The following is a 19,335-nucleotide window of genomic DNA, read 5'->3' as shown; positions in this document are numbered from 1 at the left end:
TCGGTGCATGTCGTACTCGCCGGTGGGGGGACCGCCGGCCACATCGAGCCCGCGCTTGCCCTCGCGGACGCCCTGCGCAGGCAGGACCCGACCGTGGGAATCACTGCCCTCGGCACGGAGCGCGGACTCGAGACCAGGCTCGTACCCGAGCGGGGGTACGATCTCGCGCTGATCCCGGCCGTGCCGCTGCCGCGCAAGCCCACCCCGGAACTGATCACCGTCCCGGGACGGCTGCGCGGCACCATCAAGGCCGCCGAGCAGATCCTGGAGCGCACCAAGGCGGACTGCGTCGTCGGCTTCGGCGGCTATGTCGCCCTGCCCGGCTACCTGGCGGCCAAGCGGGTCGGAGTGCCGATCGTCGTCCATGAGGCCAACGCCCGGCCGGGCCTGGCCAACAAGATCGGCTCCCGGTACGCCCACGGCGTCGCCGTCTCCACCCCCGACAGCAAGCTGCGCGGCGCCCGCTACATCGGCATCCCGCTGCGCCGCACCATCGCCACCCTGGACCGGGCCCGGGTCCGCCCCGAGGCGCGTGCCGCCTTCGGCCTCGACCCCAACCTGCCGACGCTGCTCGTCTCCGGCGGCTCGCAGGGCGCCCGGCACCTCAACGAGGTGGTCCAGCGGGTCGCCCCGCTGCTGCAGCGCTCCGGGATCCAGATCCTCCACGTGGTCGGCCCGAAGAACGAATTGCCGCGCGTCGACAACATGCCCGGGATGCCGCCCTACATCCCGGTACCGTACGTGGACCGGATGGATCTCGCGTACGCGGCGGCCGACATGATGCTCTGCCGTGCGGGCGCGATGACCGTCGCCGAACTCTCCGCCGTCGGGCTCCCCGCCGCCTACGTACCGCTGCCCATCGGCAACGGCGAACAGCGGCTCAACGCCCAGCCGGTGGTCAACGCCGGCGGCGGTCTGCTGGTGGACGACGCGGCGCTCACCCCCGAGTGGGTGCATGGCAACGTCCTTCCGGTGCTGGCGGATCCGCACCGGCTGTACGAGATGTCCCGCGCCGCCGCCGAGTTCGGCCGCCGGGACGCCGACGACCTGCTCGTCGGCATGGTGTACGAGGCGATTGCCGCACGCCGAGGGGCGTGAGGCGGACGGGTCCGGGGGCGCGGCCCCCGGACCCGGCATAAGGAGCGAGCGTGGCCGGACCGACGACCGCCCAGCGCGGTGCAGCACAGCAGGAGGACTCCCCGGCCCACCCGCCGAGCCCACGCCCCGAAGGGCGCCGACGGCCCAGCCGCAGACAGCTGATCGTGACCGGCGTGCTCGTGCTGCTGCTCGGCTCAGGCGCCGTCTGGGCGCTCTACGGCTCCTCCTGGCTCCGGGCCGAACACGTCAGGACCACCGGTGTCGACGTACTGACACCGGCCGAGGTCGAGGCCGCCGCGGCGGTGCCGATCGGGGCCCCGCTGATCTCCGTGGACACCGACGCCATCGCCGACCGGTTGCGCCAGAAGTTGCCTCGTATCGACTCGGTGGATGTCGTACGGTCATGGCCGCACGGAATCGGACTTAAAGTGACCGAACGACAGCCGGTCCTGTTGGTGAAAAAGGGCGCAAAGTTCATCGAAGTGGACGCGAAAGGCGTGCGCTTTGCAGCGGTGGACAAAGCGCCCGGGCGCGTACCTCTGCTGGAACTGACACCTGGTCGGTCCGCGAGCCTGCGCCGCTTCGGCAGTGCCCGGCTGGTGCAGGAAGCGGTCCGGGTCGCGGGCGAACTTCCGGGTGCGGTCGCCAAGGACACCAAGGTCGTACGGGTCACCTCGTACGACTCGATCTCCCTGGAACTCACCCGGGGCCGCACGGTGGTCTGGGGCAGCGGCGAAGAAGGTCCGGTGAAGGCAAGAGTCCTCACCGCTCTCATGAAAGCCTCTCCCAAAGCGGGACACTTCGACGTGAGTGCACCCACCGCACCTGCGGTGTCCGGCAGTTGACGCGCATTTGGCCTGGCCAGCACCCTGGTTGGTCAGCGCTACGGGTGATCACATAGGGTGAAAAGAAAAACGGGAGGTTCGGCGTGTTCGTTGAACGTGCGCCACTTGTCGACTTAGTGTCCTGTTCGGAAGAGTCCATGAAGCAGACACACTGGTAACCCTAAACTTCAACGTTAGGGTTTGGGTCGGCGTTTCGGACCGCCCCAATCGGCATCCGTCGTCGCGGCGGTACTACCGCAGAGCGACGACACGTAACTCGAGGCGAGAGGCCTTCGACGTGGCAGCACCGCAGAACTACCTCGCAGTCATCAAGGTCATCGGTGTCGGCGGCGGTGGTGTCAATGCCATCAACCGAATGATCGAGGTCGGTCTCAAGGGCGTCGAGTTCATCGCGATCAACACTGATGCGCAAGCCCTGTTGATGAGCGACGCCGACGTCAAGCTCGACGTCGGCCGCGAACTCACCCGCGGCCTCGGCGCCGGGGCGAACCCGGCCGTCGGTCGCAAGGCGGCAGAGGACCACCGTGAGGAGATCGAGGAGGTCCTCAAGGGGGCCGACATGGTCTTCGTCACCGCCGGAGAGGGCGGCGGCACCGGCACCGGCGGCGCACCCGTCGTCGCCAACATCGCGCGCTCGCTCGGCGCCCTGACGATCGGTGTGGTCACCCGCCCGTTCACCTTCGAGGGCCGGCGACGCGCGAACCAGGCGGAGGACGGCATCGCCGAGCTCCGCGAGGAGGTCGACACCCTCATCGTCATCCCCAACGACCGGCTGCTGTCCATCTCGGACCGCCAGGTCAGCGTGCTCGACGCCTTCAAGTCGGCCGACCAGGTGCTGCTCTCGGGCGTCCAGGGCATCACCGACCTCATCACGACCCCGGGTCTGATCAACCTCGACTTCGCCGACGTCAAGTCGGTCATGTCCGAGGCCGGATCGGCACTCATGGGGATCGGTTCCGCCCGTGGCGACGACCGCGCGGTGGCCGCCGCGGAGATGGCGATCTCCTCGCCGCTCCTGGAGGCGTCCATCGACGGCGCCCGCGGTGTACTGCTCTCCATCTCCGGCGGCAGCGACCTCGGTCTCTTCGAGATCAACGAGGCCGCCCAGCTGGTGAGCGAGGCGGCGCACCCCGAGGCGAACATCATCTTCGGTGCGGTCATCGACGACGCACTGGGCGACGAGGTACGCGTCACCGTGATCGCCGCGGGCTTCGACGGCGGACAGCCGCCCACCCGTCGCGAGAACGTCCTGGGCGCGAACTCCGCCAAGCGCGAGGAGCCGGTCCCGCCGGTCCGGTCCGCCGAGCCCGTGCGCCAGAGTGGCGGACTGGGCTCCCTGCCCCCGCGCGAGGAGCCCCCGGTCCAGGCCGAGCCCGTACCGGCGGCCAATGAGAGCCACCTGCCGCCGGTCGCTCCGCCGCACATCCCGCCGGCCCGTCCCTACCAGGACTCCCAGGCCGAAGAGCTGGATGTTCCGGACTTCTTGAAGTGATAGGTCCGCATCACACAGAATCCGAAGTGTCCTCTGTGTCCGCAGTGTCCTTGGAGGGGCGCGCGCACTTCGCCTTCACCGACAGGTGGGGCGGGGTGAGCGCCGCTCCGTACGAGGAACTCAACCTCGGCGGCGCGGTCGGCGACGACCCCGCCGCCGTTCTGGCGAACCGGGGGCGCGCCGCGCGGGCCCTCGGACTGGACCCGGCGCGGGTCGTCTGGATGAACCAGGTGCACGGGCGGGACGTCGCGGTCGTCGAAGGGCCGTGGGGAGACGCTTGCGAGATCCCCGCGGTGGACGCGGTGGTGACCGCACGGCGCGGGCTCCCGCTGGCCGTGCTCACCGCCGACTGCACCCCCGTACTGCTCGCCGACCCGGTCGCCGGGATCGCGGCGGCCGCACACGCGGGCCGTCCCGGTCTGGTCGCCGGAGTGGTCCCCGCCGTGATCGAGGCCATGACCGGACTCGGCGCCGAGCCCTCCCGGATCATCGCCCGCACCGGACCGGCGGTCTGTGGACGGTGCTACGAAGTCCCGTCCCGGATGCGCGACGAGGTCGCCGAGAGCGTCCCGGCCTCATGGTCCGAGACCAGTTGGGGCACCCCGGCCGTGGATGTCACCGCCGGGGTCCACGCCCAGCTCGAAGCCCTCGGGGTCGAGGACCGGCGCGCGTCGTCGGTCTGCACCCTCGAATCCGGCGACCATTTCTCGTACCGCCGCGACCGCACGACCGGGCGGCTCGCCGGATATGTCTGGTTGGACTGATAGGGCATGACGGACCGTAGGACTCAACTCGCCGAAAATCTGGCACAGGTGGAGGAACGCATTGCTTCCGCCTGTACCGCCGCCGGTCGCAAGAGGGAAGAAGTGACCCTCATCGTGGTCAGCAAGACCTACCCCGCGAGCGATGTGCGGATCCTGCATGAACTCGGTGTGCGCCATGTCGCCGAGAATCGTGACCAGGACGCGGCGCCCAAGGCAGCCGAATGTGCGGATCTGTCGCTCACCTGGCACTTTGTCGGCCAGTTGCAGACGAATAAGGTTCGTTCTGTGGCGAGTTATGCCGATGTCGTGCAGTCGGTGGACCGGACCAGACTGGTCACGGCTCTCTCGGCGGCGGCCGTGCGTGAGGGGCGCGAACTCGGCTGTCTCATCCAGGTCGCACTCGACGCGGAGAGCGGCGAGCGCGGTGACCGGGGCGGCGTCGCTCCGGACGGGATCGAGGAGTTGGCCGCCGCGGTCGAATCCGCGCCCGGGCTGCGGCTCGGCGGTCTGATGACCGTCGCACCACTCGCCGGGCCGTACGCGGGGCGGCAACGCGCCGCCTTCGACCGACTGATGGAATTCTCATCCCGCCTGCGCGGGAACCATCCGGCTGCGAACATGGTCTCTGCAGGGATGAGTGCGGACCTCGAGGACGCGGTTGCAGCCGGAGCGACACATGTGCGCGTCGGTACGGCGGTACTCGGAGTCCGACCGAGGCTCGGGTAACGTCGCCAAGCAGGTCGGACCACAGCAGAAAATATGGTCATTCCCGCCTATGGCGGGCAGGCCTCAGTGGATCGCGGGGCACTTGGTGACAGATGCCGATCCACCACAGAGCGGAGGACTCAGAGCATGGCCGGCGCGATGCGCAAGATGGCGGTCTACCTCGGCCTCGTGGAGGACGATGGGTACGACGGTCCGGGGTTCGACCCCGACGACGAATTCGAACCCGAGCCGGAGCCCGAGCGCGACCGGCGGCGGCACCAGCCCGTGCATCAGGTGGACCGGGACCGGGATCGGGACGAACCGGTGCGAGTGGTGCAGCCCCCCGCGCAGCGGGAACCGGTTCAGATCCCGGCGGAAAGGGAGCGACCCGCCCGAATCGCACCCGTGGCATCCATCACACCTGAACGTCCGAGCATGGAGAAGAACGCACCGGTGATCATGCCCAAGGTTGTGTCCGAGCGGGAGCCCTACCGCATCACCACGCTGCACCCCAGGACCTACAACGAGGCCCGTACCATCGGGGAACACTTCCGTGAGGGCACTCCGGTGATCATGAATCTCACGGAGATGGACGATACCGACGCGAAGCGACTTGTCGACTTTGCCGCAGGGCTCGTCTTCGGTCTCCATGGCAGCATTGAGCGCGTGACGCAGAAGGTGTTCCTGTTGTCGCCTGCTAACGTCGATGTCACGGCGGAGGACAAGGCCCGCATCGCTGAGGGCGGATTCTTCAACCAGAGCTGAGAACACGACACCGGGAACGACCCGGCCGCAGGGCCGGAGCTACGAGAGTCAGGGGAGAGGGAAGCGCGAAATGGGCGTCGCACTGCAGGTTGTCTATATCGCGTTGATGTGTTTCCTCATCGTGCTGATCTTCCGGCTGGTCATGGACTACGTCTTCCAGTTCGCACGTTCATGGCAGCCCGGCAAGCCGATGGTGGTCATACTTGAGGCCACCTACACTGTCACGGATCCACCGCTCAAGCTTCTGCGGCGGTTCATCCCGCCGCTGCGTCTCGGGGGCGTGGCACTCGACCTGTCCTTCTTCGTTCTGATGATCATCGTCTACATCCTGATCAGCATTGTGATCAGGCTGTGAGCGATACGGTCTTGCCGACTGCCGACGACTACGTAGAGGTGAAGAAGAGATGCCGCTGACCCCCGAGGACGTGCGGAACAAGCAGTTCACGACCGTCCGCCTCCGAGAAGGCTATGACGAGGACGAGGTCGATGCTTTCCTCGACGAGGTCGAGTCCGAGCTGACCCGCCTGCTCCGTGAGAACGAGGACCTGCGCGCCAAGCTGGCCGCCGCCACGCGTGCCGCCGCGCAGAACCAGCAGCAGGGGATGCGCAAGCCGGAGCCGCAGGACCGGCCCGGGGCACCTGTGCCCGCCGCCATATCGGGTCCGCCGGTCCAGCAGCAGCCCCCGCAGATGGGTCCCCCCCAGCTGCCCGGTGGTGCTCCGCAGCTGCCCGCCGGTCCCAGCGGTCACGGTCCCCAGGGCCCGCACGGCCCCGGTCCGATGCAGGGCGGTCCCATGGGTGGCCCGATGGGCGGCCCCATGGGCGGTCACGCCCCGCAGCAGATGCAGCAGATGCAGCAGCCGCCGCAGATGCAGCAGATGCAGCAGCCCGGTCAGGGCCCCGGTGGCGACAGCGCCGCCCGTGTCCTCTCGCTCGCGCAGCAGACCGCCGACCAGGCGATCGCGGAGGCCCGTTCCGAGGCCAACAAGATCGTCGGCGAGGCGCGTAGCCGTGCCGAGGGCCTGGAGCGGGACGCGCGCGCCAAGGCGGATGCGCTGGAGCGGGACGCGCAGGAGAAGCACCGCGTGGCGATGGGCTCGCTGGAGTCGGCCCGCGCGACGCTGGAGCGCAAGGTCGAGGACCTGCGCGGCTTCGAGCGCGAGTACCGGACCAGGCTGAAGTCCTACCTGGAGAGCCAGCTGCGTCAGCTGGAGACCCAGGCCGACGACTCGCTGGCCCCGCCGCGGACCCCGGCGGCCGCTTCGCTGCCGCCGTCGCCCTCGCTGGCTCCGGCCGGTGCGGGTGCGATGGGTCACACCATGGGCGGAAACCACGGCGGTCACGGCGGCCAGCAGATGGGCGGCAACCCGTCCATGGGCGGTGGGCCCTCGTACGGCGGCCAGCAGCAGATGTCGCCGGCGATGACCCAGCCGATGGCGCCGGTGCGGCCGCAGGCGCCGCAGCCGATGCAGCAGGCTCCTTCGCCGATGCGTGGGTTCCTGATCGACGAGGACGACAACTGAGCCGGGTGCGCGCGATGAGCGCGTAGCCGTCGGCAGGCTGAGGGCCGGGCCCCGGGGTTTTCCCCGGGGCCCGGCCCTTTTGCCGTGGGCGCGGACGGGCGTTCCCCGGGGGCCTCTGCCCCCGAACCCGCGGAAAACGCCGGAGGCCCGCCCGGAACGGGATTCCGGGCGGGCCTCCTGGGGGAGCTCGGGTTTACTGCTCCGTCTTGCGGAGGCGGAATGTCAGGGACAGGCCCTCGTCCTCGAACGGGGCGCCGTAGGCCTCGTCCGCCTCGCCCTGTGCGTAGTCCAGGGCCAGGACCTCGTCCGCGATCAGGGCCGCGTGCTCGGTCAGGGCCTCCACCGTGGCAGGGGAGGCCGACGTCCAGCGGACGGCGATGCGGTCCGCGACGTCCAGGCCGCTGTTCTTGCGGGCCTCCTGGATGAGGCGGATCGCGTCACGGGCGAGGCCCGCGCGCCGCAGCTCCGGGGTGATCTCCAGGTCCAGGGCGACTGTCGCGCCCGAGTCGGACGCCACCGACCAGCCCTCGCGCGGCGTCTCGGTGATGATCACCTCGTCGGGGGAGAGGGCGACCGTCTCGCCGTCCACCTCGACCGATGCCGTGCCCTCGCGCAGGGCCAGGGAGAGGGCCGCAGCGTCGGCGTTCGCGACGGCCTTGGCCACCGCCTGGACGCCCTTGCCGAACCGCTTGCCGAGCGCCCGGAAGTTCGCCTTCGCCGTGGTGTCGACCAGCGAGCCGCCGACATCCGAGAGGGAGGCCAGCGAGGAGATGTTCAGCTCCTCGGTGATCTGGGAGTGCAGGTCGGGGGAGAGCGCGTCGAAGCCCGCCGCCGCGACCAGGGCACGCGACAGCGGCTGACGGGTCTTGACGCCCGATTCGGCGCGCGTGGCCCGGCCGAGCTCGACCAGACGGCGCACCAGCGCCATCTGGGTGGAGAGCGCCGGATCGATGACCGCGAGGTCCGCCTTCGGCCAGGTGGAGAGGTGGACCGACTCGGGGGCTTCCGGGGTGACCGGGGCCACCAGGTCCTGCCAGACCCGCTCGGTGATGAACGGGGTGAGCGGGGCCATCAGCCGGGTCACCGTCTCGATGACCTCGTGCAGGGTGCGCAGCGCCGCCTTGTCGCCCTGCCAGAAGCGGCGGCGCGAGCGGCGTACGTACCAGTTGGACAGATCATCGACGAACGACGACAGCAGCTTGCCGGCGCGCTGGGTGTCGTAACCCTCCAGGGCCTGCGTGACCTGGTCCACCAGCGCGTTCAGCTCGCTCAGCAGCCAGCGGTCCAGGACCGTGCGGTCAGCCGGGGCCGGGTCGGCCGCGGAGGGCGCCCAGTTCGACGTACGGGCGTACAGGGCCTGGAAGGCGACCGTGTTCCAGTACGTCAGGAGGGTCTTGCGGACGACCTCCTGGATCGTGTTGTGGCCGACGCGGCGCGCCGCCCACGGGGAGCCGCCCGCCGCCATGAACCAGCGCACCGCGTCCGCGCCGTGCTGATCCATGAGGGGGATCGGCTGCAGGATGTTCCCGAGGTGCTTGGACATCTTGCGGCCGTCCTCGGCGAGGATGTGGCCCAGGCAGACCACGTTCTCGTAGGACGACTTGTCGAAGACCAGCGTGCCGACCGCCATCAGCGTGTAGAACCAGCCGCGGGTCTGGTCGATGGCCTCGGAGATGAACTGCGCCGGATAGCGGCTCTCGAAGATCTCCTTGTTCTTGTACGGGTAGCCCCACTGCGCGAACGGCATCGAGCCCGAGTCGTACCAGGCGTCGATGACCTCCGGGACGCGGTACGCCTCCAGCTGGCAGTTCTCGTGCGAGCAGGTGAATGTGATCTCGTCGATGAACGGGCGGTGCGGGTCGAGACCGGAGAGATCGGTGCCGGTGAGCTCGCTCAGCTCGGCGCGCGAGCCGACGCAGGTGAGGTGGCTGTCCTCGCAGCGCCAGATCGGCAGCGGGGTGCCCCAGTAGCGGTTGCGGGACAGTGCCCAGTCGACGTTGTTGTTCAGCCAGTCACCAAAGCGGCCGTTCTTGACCGAGTCCGGGAACCAGTTGGTCTTCTCGTTCTCTTCGAGGAGCCGGTCCTTGATGGCGGTCGTACGGATGTACCAGGACGGCTGCGCGTAGTAGAGCAGCGCGGTGTGGCAGCGCCAGCAGTGCGGGTAGCTGTGCTCGTACGGGACGTGCCGGAAGAGCTTGCCGCGGGCGGCCAGGTCCTCGGTGAGCGCCTCGTCGGCCTTCTTGAAGAAGACGCCGCCGACCAGCGGCAGGTCCTCCTCGAAGGTGCCGTCGGGGCGGACGGGGTTCACGACCGGGAGGCCGTAGGCACGGCAGACGACGAGGTCGTCGGCGCCGAAGGCGGGGGACTGGTGGACCAGACCCGTACCGTCCTCGGTCGTCACGTACTCGGCGTTGACCACGTAGTGGGCCTCCGCCGGGAAGTCGACCAGGGTGAACGGGCGCTCGTACGTCCAGCGCTCCATCTCACGGCCGGTGAAGGTCTGACCGGTGAGCTCCCAGCCCTCGCCGAGTGCCTTCTCGACGAGGGGCTGGGCGACGACGAGCTTCTTCTCGCCGTCGGTCGCGACGACGTAGGTGACGTCGGGGTGCGCGGCGACGGCGGTGTTGGAGACCAGGGTCCAGGGGGTGGTCGTCCAGACGAGAAGGGACGCCTCGCCGGCCAGCGGGCCCGAGGTGAGCGGGAAGCGCACGAAGACCGACGGGTCGACGACCGTCTCGTAACCCTGCGCCAGCTCGTGGTCCGAGAGGCCGGTCCCGCAGCGGGGGCACCAGGGGGCGACGCGGTGGTCCTGGACCAGCAGGCCCTTGTTGAAGATCTCCTTCAGCGACCACCACACCGACTCGACGTACTCGGGGTCCATCGTGCGGTACGCGTCGTCGAGGTCGACCCAGTAGCCCATCCGGGTCGTGAGCTCGGTGAACGCGTCGGTGTGACGGGTCACGGACTCGCGGCACTTGGCGTTGAACTCGGCGATGCCGTACGCCTCGATGTCCTTCTTGCCGTTGAAGCCCAGCTCCTTCTCGACCGCGAGCTCGACCGGCAGTCCGTGGCAGTCCCAGCCGGCCTTGCGGCCCACGTGGTAGCCCTGCATGGTGCGGAAGCGGGGGAAGACGTCCTTGAAGACGCGGGCCTCGATGTGGTGGGCGCCGGGCATGCCGTTGGCGGTGGGCGGGCCCTCGTAGAAGACCCACTCGGGGCGGCCCTCGGACTGTTCGAGGCTCTTGGCGAAGACCTTGCTCTCGCGCCAGAAATCGAGCACGGCGTGCTCCAGCGCGGGCAGGTCGACCTGGGCGGGTACCTGGCGGTACTGCGGCGATGTCATGGGCGAACTTCCTCCGGCGGACGTTTTCCACTTCCGTCGGAGGGACGAGAGCCTCATCGACTCCCGCGGTACCACCCTCCTTGGCCCCGGGTGTGCGCCCGTGGCCCCCTCATTGGGGTCGCGATGCCGGTTCTACTCGCCCTGCGGCTTTCTTCCGACGGCTCCGGGTGATCTTCACGACGCGCTCGCCCCCGGGCTTCCACCGTCCCCGGGTCGCTCCTGGCTGCGTACGACGCTACTCGTCCCATCCACGCCTCTCGCTGAGGCCAGTGTACGGGCCCGTACGGGCGACGGCCGACCGGTTTAACCCGTGGAGCGGGGCGTGACCCGAATGGCCAGACGCGGCCGTACGGAGTCCGGCCGGGGAGCCGGGAGGCGGATTACCCGGCGGGGAGCTGGGAACAACGGATTCAAGCGCGTCGGTATCCGGACACGGGGAGGGGCGATTCGGCGGCGTGCCCCGTTGCCGCGGGACTGGGGTCGATTTATCGTCCCAGCACGATTCGCGTGCAAGATCACAATATGTGAAGGGGCCGCGGCCATGGTGGTGAAGAAGACCGCCGCGAAGAAGTCGGCGTCATCGAGATCCACGGGTGCGGCGGCCGGAACGACGAGCGGAGAGGCGGGTACACAGAGCGGTTCGCAGGAGGGCGCGGCGAAGAAGACCGCGCTGAAGAAAACCGCGGCGAAGAAAACCGCGGCGAAGAAGTCCGCGGCGAAGAAGTCCGCTGGCAAGAAGGCGGCGGCTTCCGCGGAGCACGCGGCGCCCGCCGGAAAAGCACCTGCGAAGAAGAGCGCGGCCAAGAAGGCTTCGAAGAAGGCCGCTGCGGCGGCCACGATGGCGGCCGAGGCCGCCGAGCAGACGGGAGCCCACACGGTGGTAGCCAAGAAGAGCGCGGCCCGGACCCGCACGGCCGGCAAGGGCGCGGCGCCCGTGCCCCCGGCCCGTGGAACCGCCACGACAGCCCCCGGCGAGCTGGCGGTCCGGCCCGGTGAGGACCCCTGGACGCCGGAAGAGGTCGAAGAGGCGCGGGCCGTGCTGAGCAGCGAGATCATGCGGCTGCGAAGTGAGCTGGAGGCCGCGGGCGCCGCTCTCGCCGGGCTGATGCGCGACTCCGGCGACGGGGCGGGTGACGACGAGGCGGACACCGGCACCAAGAACATCACCCGCGAACACGAGATGTCGCTCGCCGCCAACGCCCAGGAGATGCTGGAGCAGACCGAGCGTGCCCTGGCCCGGCTCGACGCCGGGACGTACGGACTGTGCGAGGTCTGCGGCAATCCGATCGGCAAGGCGCGGATGCAGGCGTTCCCCCGCGCCACGCTCTGTGTCGAGGACAAACAGAAGCAGGAGCGTCGCGGCTGATCCGCGGCCGTGTGTCGTACCCTCGTCCTCAGTCAGGAACCTAGGTTGAGGGACTCACGTGGCAGAGGCGGAGCGCATCATCGGTACGCCGGACATCCCCGAAGCTGAGGGGACCGAAGGGGACGAGGCCGCGGACCGGGTCGAGGAGACGGCCCCGGGCAGGGGCAAGCGGAAGGTCGTGGTGCTCTTCGCCGTGGCCGTCTTCGCCTATCTGCTCGACCTGATCAGCAAGATGATCGTGGTCGCGAAGCTGGAGCACCACCCGCCGGTCGAGATCCTCGGCGACTGGCTGAAGTTCGACGCGATCCGTAACGCGGGCGCCGCGTTCGGCTTCGGTGAGGCCTTCACGATCATCTTCACCTTCATCGCGGCGACCGTCATCGTGGTGATCGCCCGCCTCGCCCGCAAGCTCTACAGCCTGCCGTGGGCCATCGCGCTCGGCCTGCTGCTCGGCGGGGCGCTCGGCAACCTCACCGACCGCATCTTCCGCGCTCCCGGCACCTTCCAGGGCGCGGTGGTGGACTTCATCGCGCCCGCGCACTTCGCCGTCTTCAACCTCGCCGACTCCGCGATCGTCTGCGGCGGCATCCTGATCGTGATCCTTTCCTTCAAGGGCCTGGACCCCGACGGCACCGTGCACAAGGACTAGCGGGCGCAAGGCATACTCGACAGGTGAGTACGTATCCCGAGGTCCGCACCCTGCCCGTACCCGACGGTCTGGAGGGCGAGCGTGTCGACGCCGCCATTTCCCGGATGTTCGGTTTCTCCCGCACCAAGGCCGCCGACCTGGCCGCTGCCGGAAAGGTGCAGGTGGACGGCGCGGTGGTCGGGAAGTCCGAGCGGGTACGGGGCGGTGCCTGGCTGGAAGTGGAGATGCCGCAGGCACCCGCTCCGGTGCAGATCGTCGCCGAGCCCGTCGAGGGCATGGAGATCGTGCACGACGACGACGACATCGTCGTGATCGTGAAGCCGGTCGGGGTCGCCGCCCACCCGAGCCCCGGCTGGACCGGAACGACCGTCATCGGCGGTCTCGCCGCCGCCGGGTACCGGATCTCGACCTCCGGCGCCGCCGAGCGCCAGGGCATCGTCCACCGCCTCGACGTCGGCACCTCCGGCCTGATGGTCGTCGCCAAGTCCGAGCGCGCCTACACCCTGCTGAAGGCGCAGTTCCGCGACCGGGTCGTCGAGAAGAAGTACCACGCGCTGGTCCAGGGCCACCCGGACCCGATGAGCGGCACGATCGACGCCCCCATCGGGCGCCATCCCAACCACGACTACAAGTGGGCCGTGACGGCCGAGGGCAAGCCCTCCGTGACGCACTACGACCTCATCGAGGCCTACCGCGCCGCCAGCCTCCTGGACATCAAGCTGGAGACGGGCCGTACGCACCAGATCCGGGTGCACATGTCCGCCCACCGCCACCCCTGCGTCGGTGACCTCACCTATGGCGCCGACCCGACGATGGCCAAGCGCCTCGGCCTGACGCGGCAGTGGCTGCACGCCGTCCGGCTCGGCTTCGAGCACCCGTCCGACGGCGTCTGGGTGGAGTTCTCCAGCAACTACCCGGACGACCTCCAGCAGGCCCTGGACAAGATCGCGGCGGAGAGCGAATGACCGGCACGCCCGCCCCGTACACCACGCGTACCGTCGTCGACGAGCAGGATCGCGCCGCCTGTTTCCAGATCCGCAAGGACGTCTTCGTCGGTGAGCAGAACGTGCCCGAGGAGATCGAGTACGACGCCCTCGACGCGGTCGCGGTGCATGTGATCGCCGTCGCGCCGGACGGCTCCGCGCTCGGCACCGGGCGGCTGCTGCACGGCCCGGCCGCCCTCGACAGGACCGGCGGCGACCTCACCGTCGGCTCGCTCGGCCGGCTGGCGGTGGCCAAGGAGGCGCGCGGTCTCGGTGTCGGTGTGGCGCTCGTCCGGGCCATCGAGGACGCGGCCCGTGAGCTCGGTCTGACCGCCGTCGATCTGCACGCCCAGACCCATGCGCTCGGCTTCTACGAGCGGCTCGGCTACGTGGCGTACGGCCCGGAGTTCCCGGACGCCGGGATCGCCCACCGGGCGATGCGCCGCGACCTGTAGCCGCCACGCCCCGCACAGCCGCGACCGTGTCCGGGCCGGTCCGGCAGGGCGGGCGTGACGTCCAGATCCGCCGATCACAGAGTTCGGCTCTCCGTGCTCCGGAAGGCACCTCGTGGACCAGATGGCACTGCTCCTCCTGCTGTTGCTCGGAGCCGTGGTCACGGTGCCCCTGGGGGAGCGTCTCGGACTGCCCGCGCCGGTGCTGATGACGCTCGCCGGGGTCGGCATGGCGTTCCTCAGCTTCGTACCGAACGTGGACATCCCGCCCGAGATCATTCTTCCCGCGCTGCTGCCGCCGCTGCTCTACGCCTCCGTGCAGCGCACCTCCTGGCGGCAGTTCGCCGCCAACAGACGACCGATCTTTCTGCTGGCCGTGGCGCTGGTCTTCATCACGACGGCCGCCGTCGCCGCGGTCGCCAACGCGATCGTGCCCGGGCTGCCCATCGCCGCCGCCGTGGCGCTCGGCGCGCTCGTCGCCCCGCCGGACCCGATCGCGGCGACGGCCGTCGCGGGCTCGGTCGGACTGCCGCGCAGGCTCGTCTCCATCCTGGAGGGCGAGGGGCTGTTCAACGACGTGACCGCGATCGTGCTGTACCACGTGGCGATCGCCGCCGCGGTGAGCGGCACGTTCTCCCTGCCGGAGGCATTCGGGCTGCTGATCCTCTCCGCCGTCGTCGCCGTGGCCGTGGGTCTCGTGCTCGGCTGGGTCACCATCAAGCTCATGGGCCTGCTCGGTGATGCCACGCTCCAGGTCGGTCTCACCCTGCTGGTGCCGTTCGTGAGCTATGTGCTCGCGGAGGAGCTGATGGGTTCCGGTGTGCTGGCCGTCCTCACCACCGCGCTCTTCCTCGCCGAGCACACCGCCGACGCCGACGACGTCCTCGGGCGGCTCACCGGCCGAACCTTCTGGGAGATCGTCGACACCCTCGTCACCGGGGTCGCCTTCGGACTTATCGGCCTCGAACTGCACAACGTCTTCGGGACGGCCGACGGGCGCGAGCTACGGATGCTCGGCTGGGGGCTGGCCGTCGTCGCGGTCGTCGTCGGCGTACGGCTGCTGTATCTGCTGCCCGCGACCTGGCTCGCCAAGCGGCTGCACACCCGGCGCGACGTCAGCGAGGAGATCCCCACCAGCTGGCGGGAGACCGTCGTGATGTGGTGGTCCGGGATGCGCGGAGTGGCCTCGGTCGCGCTGGCGCTCGCGATTCCGCTGAAGACGGACGACGGGAATCCGTTCCCGGGCCGGGACGAGATCGTCTTCATCGCCTTCGCCGTGATCATGGCCACGCTCGTCGTCCAGGGACTCACCCTGCCGTGGCTGGTGCGCAGACTCCGCGTCCGGGCGGACACGGACGCCGAGGCGGCGCTGGAGCGGGACCTCGCGATCCGTGCGGCGAAGGCCGCGAAGCAACGGCTCAAGGAGATCCGCGAGGTCGAGCAGTTCCCGGACGAGGTCGCGGAGCGGCTACAGCGCCTCGCGTACGACATGGGGGCGCGGATCAGCCCCGACATGGTCGACGAGGAGCGCCGTGAGGCCTATGCGCAGCGCGCCGAACGCTTCAGGGCGGTCAGCCGCGTCCAGCGCGAAATGATGTCGGCCGCCCGCCACGCGGTGCTCTCGGCCCGCAGCGAGGCGGGTGCGGACCCGGAGGTCGTCGACCGGGTGCTGCGGCAGCTGGACGTACGCAGCCTGCGGTGACGCGGTGCCGTGCGGCGCCGGTGTCCTGTGCGACTGGCACCATGGGCCCCATGAACATCATGCTTTTCCACTCGACGTACGGACTGCGCCCCGCCGTGCACGCGGCCGCCGCCCGGCTGCGCGCCGCCGGGCACGAGGTGCAGATGCCGGATCTCTTCGAGGGGCGCATCTTCGAGACCGTCGAGGAAGGCCTGGCCTTCAAGGAAGAGGTCGGCAAGGACGAACTGCTCAGGAGGGCCGTGCTGGCCGCCGCGCCCTACTCCGACCGGGGCCTGGTGTACGCGGGTTTCTCCTTCGGGGCGTCCACCGCCCAGACGCTGGCGCTCGGTGACGAGAAGGCGCGCGGTCTGCTGCTGTTCCACGGCACCTCGGACATCGCCGAGAACGCCTCGGTGGACGAGCTGCCCGTACAGCTGCATGTCGCGGACCCGGACCCGTTCGAGACGCACGACTGGCTGAACTCCTGGTATCTGCAGATGCAGCGGACCGGCGCCGATGTGGAGATCTACCGCTACCCGGGCGCGGGCCATCTCTTCACGGACGCCGAACTGCCGGACCACGACGCGGCCGCGGCCGAGCTGGCCTGGAAGGTCGCGCTCGGCTTCCTCGCCACGCTGTGAGCGAGCGAAGGGCCCCGCGCGGTGCGGGGCCCTTCGGACGGACAGGACGGATCATCCGCGGTAGGCGGTCCAGCTGTCGCTCATCCGCTGCACCTGGCCCGCGGTGAACTGGTACATGCAGGAGTCGTAGGTGTAGTCCATGAAGTTGTGGATCGGGTCGACCCCCGTCTTGTTGGCGCAGGTGTCGCGCCCGGTCGGGCACTCGAACGCGGCGCTCTTCTCGGCGGGTGTGTCGGAGACGTAGTCGCCGTTGCCGTTACAGCCGCCCTGGAAGGTGTGGTAGAGCCCCATCCAGTGGCCGACCTCGTGGGTCGCGGTGTCGCCCTCGTCGTAGTTGGTGGCCGAACCGCCGGGCAGCGAGGCGTCCAGGACGACGACGCCGTCCATGCTCGGGCTGGAGTTGTACGAGCTGGGGAAGGTGGCCCAGCCGAGCAGCCCGCCGCCGAGGTTGGCGGTGTAGACGTTGAGCGCGTTCGCACCGCCCTTGCGCAGCGCCGTCTTCATCGCCCTCTCGGCGGACGAGCCCGAGGAGAGGTTGTACCAGGAGGCGTTGTCGGTGTAGTCGGTGCCGGCCAGCGAGAACTGGAAGCCGGAGTCGGTGTTGCCCGTTCCCTGGCCGCTGTAGGCCGCGTTCAGCACGTTCATCTGGCTGCTGATGTCGCCCGAGGTGAGCTTGCCCGTGGTGCCGGAGTGGATGACGTGGAAGTAGACCGGGACGGTCGCTCCGGCGGCGAGCGTGGAGCCGCTGACCCGGCGGTCGGCGAGTCTCTCCTTGAGCTGGGCATCCATGGCCTTGGCCTGGGACGTCGTGAGCTCATTGGGGTCGGCGGCGTGCTCGGTGCCCGAGGGGCGGGCCTCGCGTGCGGTGGCGCTGGTGCTTGCCTCGCTCGCGCACTTCTCGGCGTTCGACGCGGCGGACGCGGAGGAGACCGTCGCCTTCGCGGCGGCGGAGCCGGTGGTGGCGGAAAGCGGTGCCAGGGCCAGCGTTCCGGCCAGGACGGCGGTGCCGATCGCACGGTGACGCAGACGTGGCGATATACGGGCAAGAGCGCGCACAGGGACTCCTCGCGGATGTGTGGGGGAGGGATTTCCTCACCTGCCGCCGGGAGATTACGTGCGCATGTCAGATCTTGAGGAGAATCGATCAGGCCCAATGATTCATGGGGCAAACCGGGGGAAGGGGGAGAAATAATTCTGTGCGTTCCAGAGTTTGAGATGCGGACGTAACGTCCGGCGTTACCCCGGCGGTGGTGTGTCCCCATTGGAGCCGGAGGACACACCACCCGCCGTAGCGATGTAATGCGCCGTCAACATGAGCCTCGGTGGCTGAAAACAGACCCTCAACGCACCGGGCGGTCCACCCGCTCGACCTTCTGCGTTCCGCTGAGCGTCCGGTACGAACGCGTCCAGGCGGAGGTCGCGTCCTGCTTCGTCCTGTCGGAGACCACGTAGTAGTCCATCTGCGAACGCTCGGCAGTCACATCCAGGACGCCGTAGCCGTGCGAGTCCATGTCCACCCACTTCACATGGCGGTTGGCGGCCTTGACCGCGGCGGCGGCGACCACCGAGACGGTCTGCGGCGCCACATGGAGGATGTCGTCGAGATTGTCCGAGGTCACCGACGTCACCACGAACTCGGTGGCGGCCGACGCCGAGAGCGGGTACGTCGCGGCCTTCACCGGCACGTTATTGGCCCACGCCATGTGGATGTCGCCGGTCAGGAAGACCGTGTTGGTGATCGACCGGTCCCGCAGATGCGCGATCAGCTCCTTGCGGTCGTCCGTGTAGCCGTCCCACTGGTCGACGTTGACGGCGAGACCCTCCGTGGGCAGCCCCAGCAACCCGGCCAGCGGCTCCAGCAGATGCGCGGGTACGGAGCCGAACGCGACCGGCGAGATCATCACGGACGTACCGACCAGCTTCCAGGTGGCGTCCGAGCCGGCCAGGCCCGACTTCAGCCAGTCCAGCTGTGCCCGGCCGGTGATCGTGCGGTCCGGGTCGTCGACCGAGCCGTTGCCGATCGTCGACTGCTGGGAGCGGAAGGTGCGCAGATCGAGGAGGTGGAGATCGGCCAGGTTGCCGAAGCGCAGCCGCCGGTAGACCGTGCCCTCGGTGGAGGCGCGGACCGGCATCCACTCGAAGTACGCCTGCTTGGCGCCCGCCGCCCGGTCGGCCCAGGCGCCCTCCGTGCCCGGGGTGTGGTTCTCGGCCCCGCCCGACCAGGCGTCGTTGGCGAACTCGTGGTCGTCCCAGATCGCGATCACCGGGTGGGTGGCGTGCAGGGTCTGGAGGTCGGTGTCCGTCTTGTAATTGCCGTGCCGGGTGCGGTAGTCGGCGAGGGTGAGGATCTCGTGCCTCGGCTCGTGCGGCCGTACGACGTACTTCGCGGCCGGGTAGGCGCCCGACGCGTACTCGTAGATGTAGTCGCCGAGATGCAGCACCGCGTCGAGGTCGGCGCGGGCGGCGAGATGCCGGTACGGGGAGAAGAACCCGGCCTCCCAGTTGGCGCACGACACCACCCCGAAACGCACACCGGGCGTGGTGGCACCGGCCGCGGGTGCGGTCCGGGTGCGGCCCGTCGGCGAGAACGTCTGCGTACCGTCGCCCGCCGAGAAGCGGAACCAGTACGCGGTGGCCGGGCTCAGCCCGCGTACATCGGCCTTGACGGTGTGGTCGGAAGCGGCCTTCGCGACGGTCGTGCCCCGGGCGGCGATCCGGGTGAAGCCCTTGTCCTCGGCGACCTCCCAGCGCACCGCCGTATCGGCGCCGCGGCCGGAGCCGGGCACGGCGTCGGGGGTCGGGGTGACACGGGTCCACAGGAGTATGCCGTCGGGCAGGGGGTCGCCGGAGGCGACGCCGTGGAGGAAGGCCGGACCGTCCGCGGCACGCGCGGGGGTGGCGGCGCCCAGCACGGGGACGGCGACGGCGGTGGCGGCAGCGGCCTTGACGAGCGTGCGGCGGCTGGGAGCGGACAGTGGCGAGGGAAGGTGTCGGCTGGTCACGGACGAGAACCCTACTGACCGGTAAA

At 69.6% G+C, this 19,335-nt stretch carries 17 protein-coding genes; 14 read left to right on the top strand and 3 right to left on the bottom strand.

Translation table 11 applies throughout. The features are described 5' to 3' along the window. Positions 1-3: 3 nt before the first annotated feature. From murG to OG507_RS10390, 8 genes are all read left to right on the top strand, one after another. On the top strand, positions 4-1,098 hold the full coding sequence (gene murG, locus OG507_RS10425; protein WP_327366887.1) for an undecaprenyldiphospho-muramoylpentapeptide beta-N-acetylglucosaminyltransferase: 1,095 nt from the start codon (positions 4-6) through the stop codon (positions 1,096-1,098). A 50-nt stretch (positions 1,099-1,148) separates the two neighbouring features. Then, positions 1,149-1,943, top strand: a complete 795-nt coding sequence (locus OG507_RS10420) for a cell division protein FtsQ/DivIB (RefSeq protein ID WP_327366886.1) — start codon at positions 1,149-1,151, stop codon at positions 1,941-1,943. A 277-nt stretch (positions 1,944-2,220) separates the two neighbouring features. Then, entirely contained in the window at positions 2,221-3,435 is a 1,215-nt protein-coding gene (gene ftsZ, locus OG507_RS10415; protein WP_327366885.1) for a cell division protein FtsZ, read from the top strand. Between the two features lie 26 nt (positions 3,436-3,461). Next, positions 3,462-4,199 (top strand): peptidoglycan editing factor PgeF, encoded by a 738-nt coding sequence (pgeF, locus tag OG507_RS10410; RefSeq protein ID WP_327366884.1) that lies wholly within the window; start codon positions 3,462-3,464, stop codon positions 4,197-4,199. Between the two features lie 6 nt (positions 4,200-4,205). Then, positions 4,206-4,925: a YggS family pyridoxal phosphate-dependent enzyme gene (locus OG507_RS10405; protein WP_327366883.1), complete on the top strand. Its 720-nt coding sequence runs from the start codon at positions 4,206-4,208 to the stop codon at positions 4,923-4,925. Positions 4,926-5,051: 126 nt separating this feature from the next. Beyond that, entirely contained in the window at positions 5,052-5,669 is a 618-nt protein-coding gene (locus OG507_RS10400; RefSeq protein WP_327366882.1) for a cell division protein SepF, read from the top strand. 70 nt (positions 5,670-5,739) lie between these two features. Continuing rightward, on the top strand, positions 5,740-6,024 hold the full coding sequence (locus OG507_RS10395; protein WP_072483208.1) for a YggT family protein: 285 nt from the start codon (positions 5,740-5,742) through the stop codon (positions 6,022-6,024). A gap of 49 nt (positions 6,025-6,073) precedes the next feature. Further along, complete coding sequence (locus OG507_RS10390) at positions 6,074-7,192, top strand: DivIVA domain-containing protein (RefSeq protein ID WP_327366881.1); 1,119 nt, start codon at positions 6,074-6,076, stop codon at positions 7,190-7,192. Positions 7,193-7,385: 193 nt separating this feature from the next. Here OG507_RS10390 and ileS read toward each other — a convergent pair whose 3' ends face one another. Then, entirely contained in the window at positions 7,386-10,535 is a 3,150-nt protein-coding gene (ileS, locus tag OG507_RS10385) for an isoleucine--tRNA ligase (RefSeq protein ID WP_327366880.1), read from the bottom strand. Positions 10,536-11,076: 541 nt separating this feature from the next. Between ileS and OG507_RS10380 the strand changes: the two genes are divergently transcribed. From OG507_RS10380 to OG507_RS10355, 6 genes are all read left to right on the top strand, one after another. After that, a complete protein-coding gene (locus OG507_RS10380) occupies positions 11,077-11,901 on the top strand; it encodes a TraR/DksA family transcriptional regulator (protein ID WP_327366879.1) in 825 nt (274 codons plus the stop codon). A gap of 58 nt (positions 11,902-11,959) precedes the next feature. Beyond that, on the top strand, positions 11,960-12,550 hold the full coding sequence (lspA, locus tag OG507_RS10375) for a signal peptidase II (RefSeq protein ID WP_327366878.1): 591 nt from the start codon (positions 11,960-11,962) through the stop codon (positions 12,548-12,550). Between the two features lie 23 nt (positions 12,551-12,573). Further along, positions 12,574-13,515, top strand: coding sequence for an RluA family pseudouridine synthase (locus OG507_RS10370; protein WP_327366877.1), 942 nt, complete (start codon positions 12,574-12,576; stop codon positions 13,513-13,515). Next, entirely contained in the window at positions 13,512-13,988 is a 477-nt protein-coding gene (locus OG507_RS10365; RefSeq protein WP_327366876.1) for a GNAT family N-acetyltransferase, read from the top strand. Before OG507_RS10370 ends, OG507_RS10365 begins: the two co-directional genes overlap by 4 nt. A 112-nt stretch (positions 13,989-14,100) precedes the next feature. Next, on the top strand, positions 14,101-15,687 hold the full coding sequence (locus tag OG507_RS10360) for a Na+/H+ antiporter (protein WP_327366875.1): 1,587 nt from the start codon (positions 14,101-14,103) through the stop codon (positions 15,685-15,687). 41 nt (positions 15,688-15,728) lie between these two features. Continuing rightward, on the top strand, positions 15,729-16,307 hold the full coding sequence (locus OG507_RS10355) for a dienelactone hydrolase family protein (RefSeq protein WP_327366874.1): 579 nt from the start codon (positions 15,729-15,731) through the stop codon (positions 16,305-16,307). Between the two features lie 51 nt (positions 16,308-16,358). Here OG507_RS10355 and OG507_RS10350 read toward each other — a convergent pair whose 3' ends face one another. Beyond that, positions 16,359-17,363 carry a zinc metalloprotease gene (locus OG507_RS10350; RefSeq protein ID WP_327366873.1) on the bottom strand — a complete coding sequence of 335 codons (1,005 nt, stop codon included), beginning with the start codon at positions 17,361-17,363 and terminating at the stop codon, positions 16,359-16,361. A 284-nt stretch (positions 17,364-17,647) separates the two neighbouring features. Continuing rightward, entirely contained in the window at positions 17,648-19,309 is a 1,662-nt protein-coding gene (locus OG507_RS10345; RefSeq protein ID WP_327366872.1) for an alkaline phosphatase D family protein, read from the bottom strand. Between the last annotated feature and the right edge of the window lie 26 nt (positions 19,310-19,335).

Origin of the sequence: Streptomyces sp. NBC_01217, from assembly GCF_035994185.1 — a bacterium.
Lineage (GTDB): Bacteria > Actinomycetota > Actinomycetes > Streptomycetales > Streptomycetaceae > Streptomyces.
This window is presented reverse-complemented; position numbering and strand designations above follow the sequence as displayed.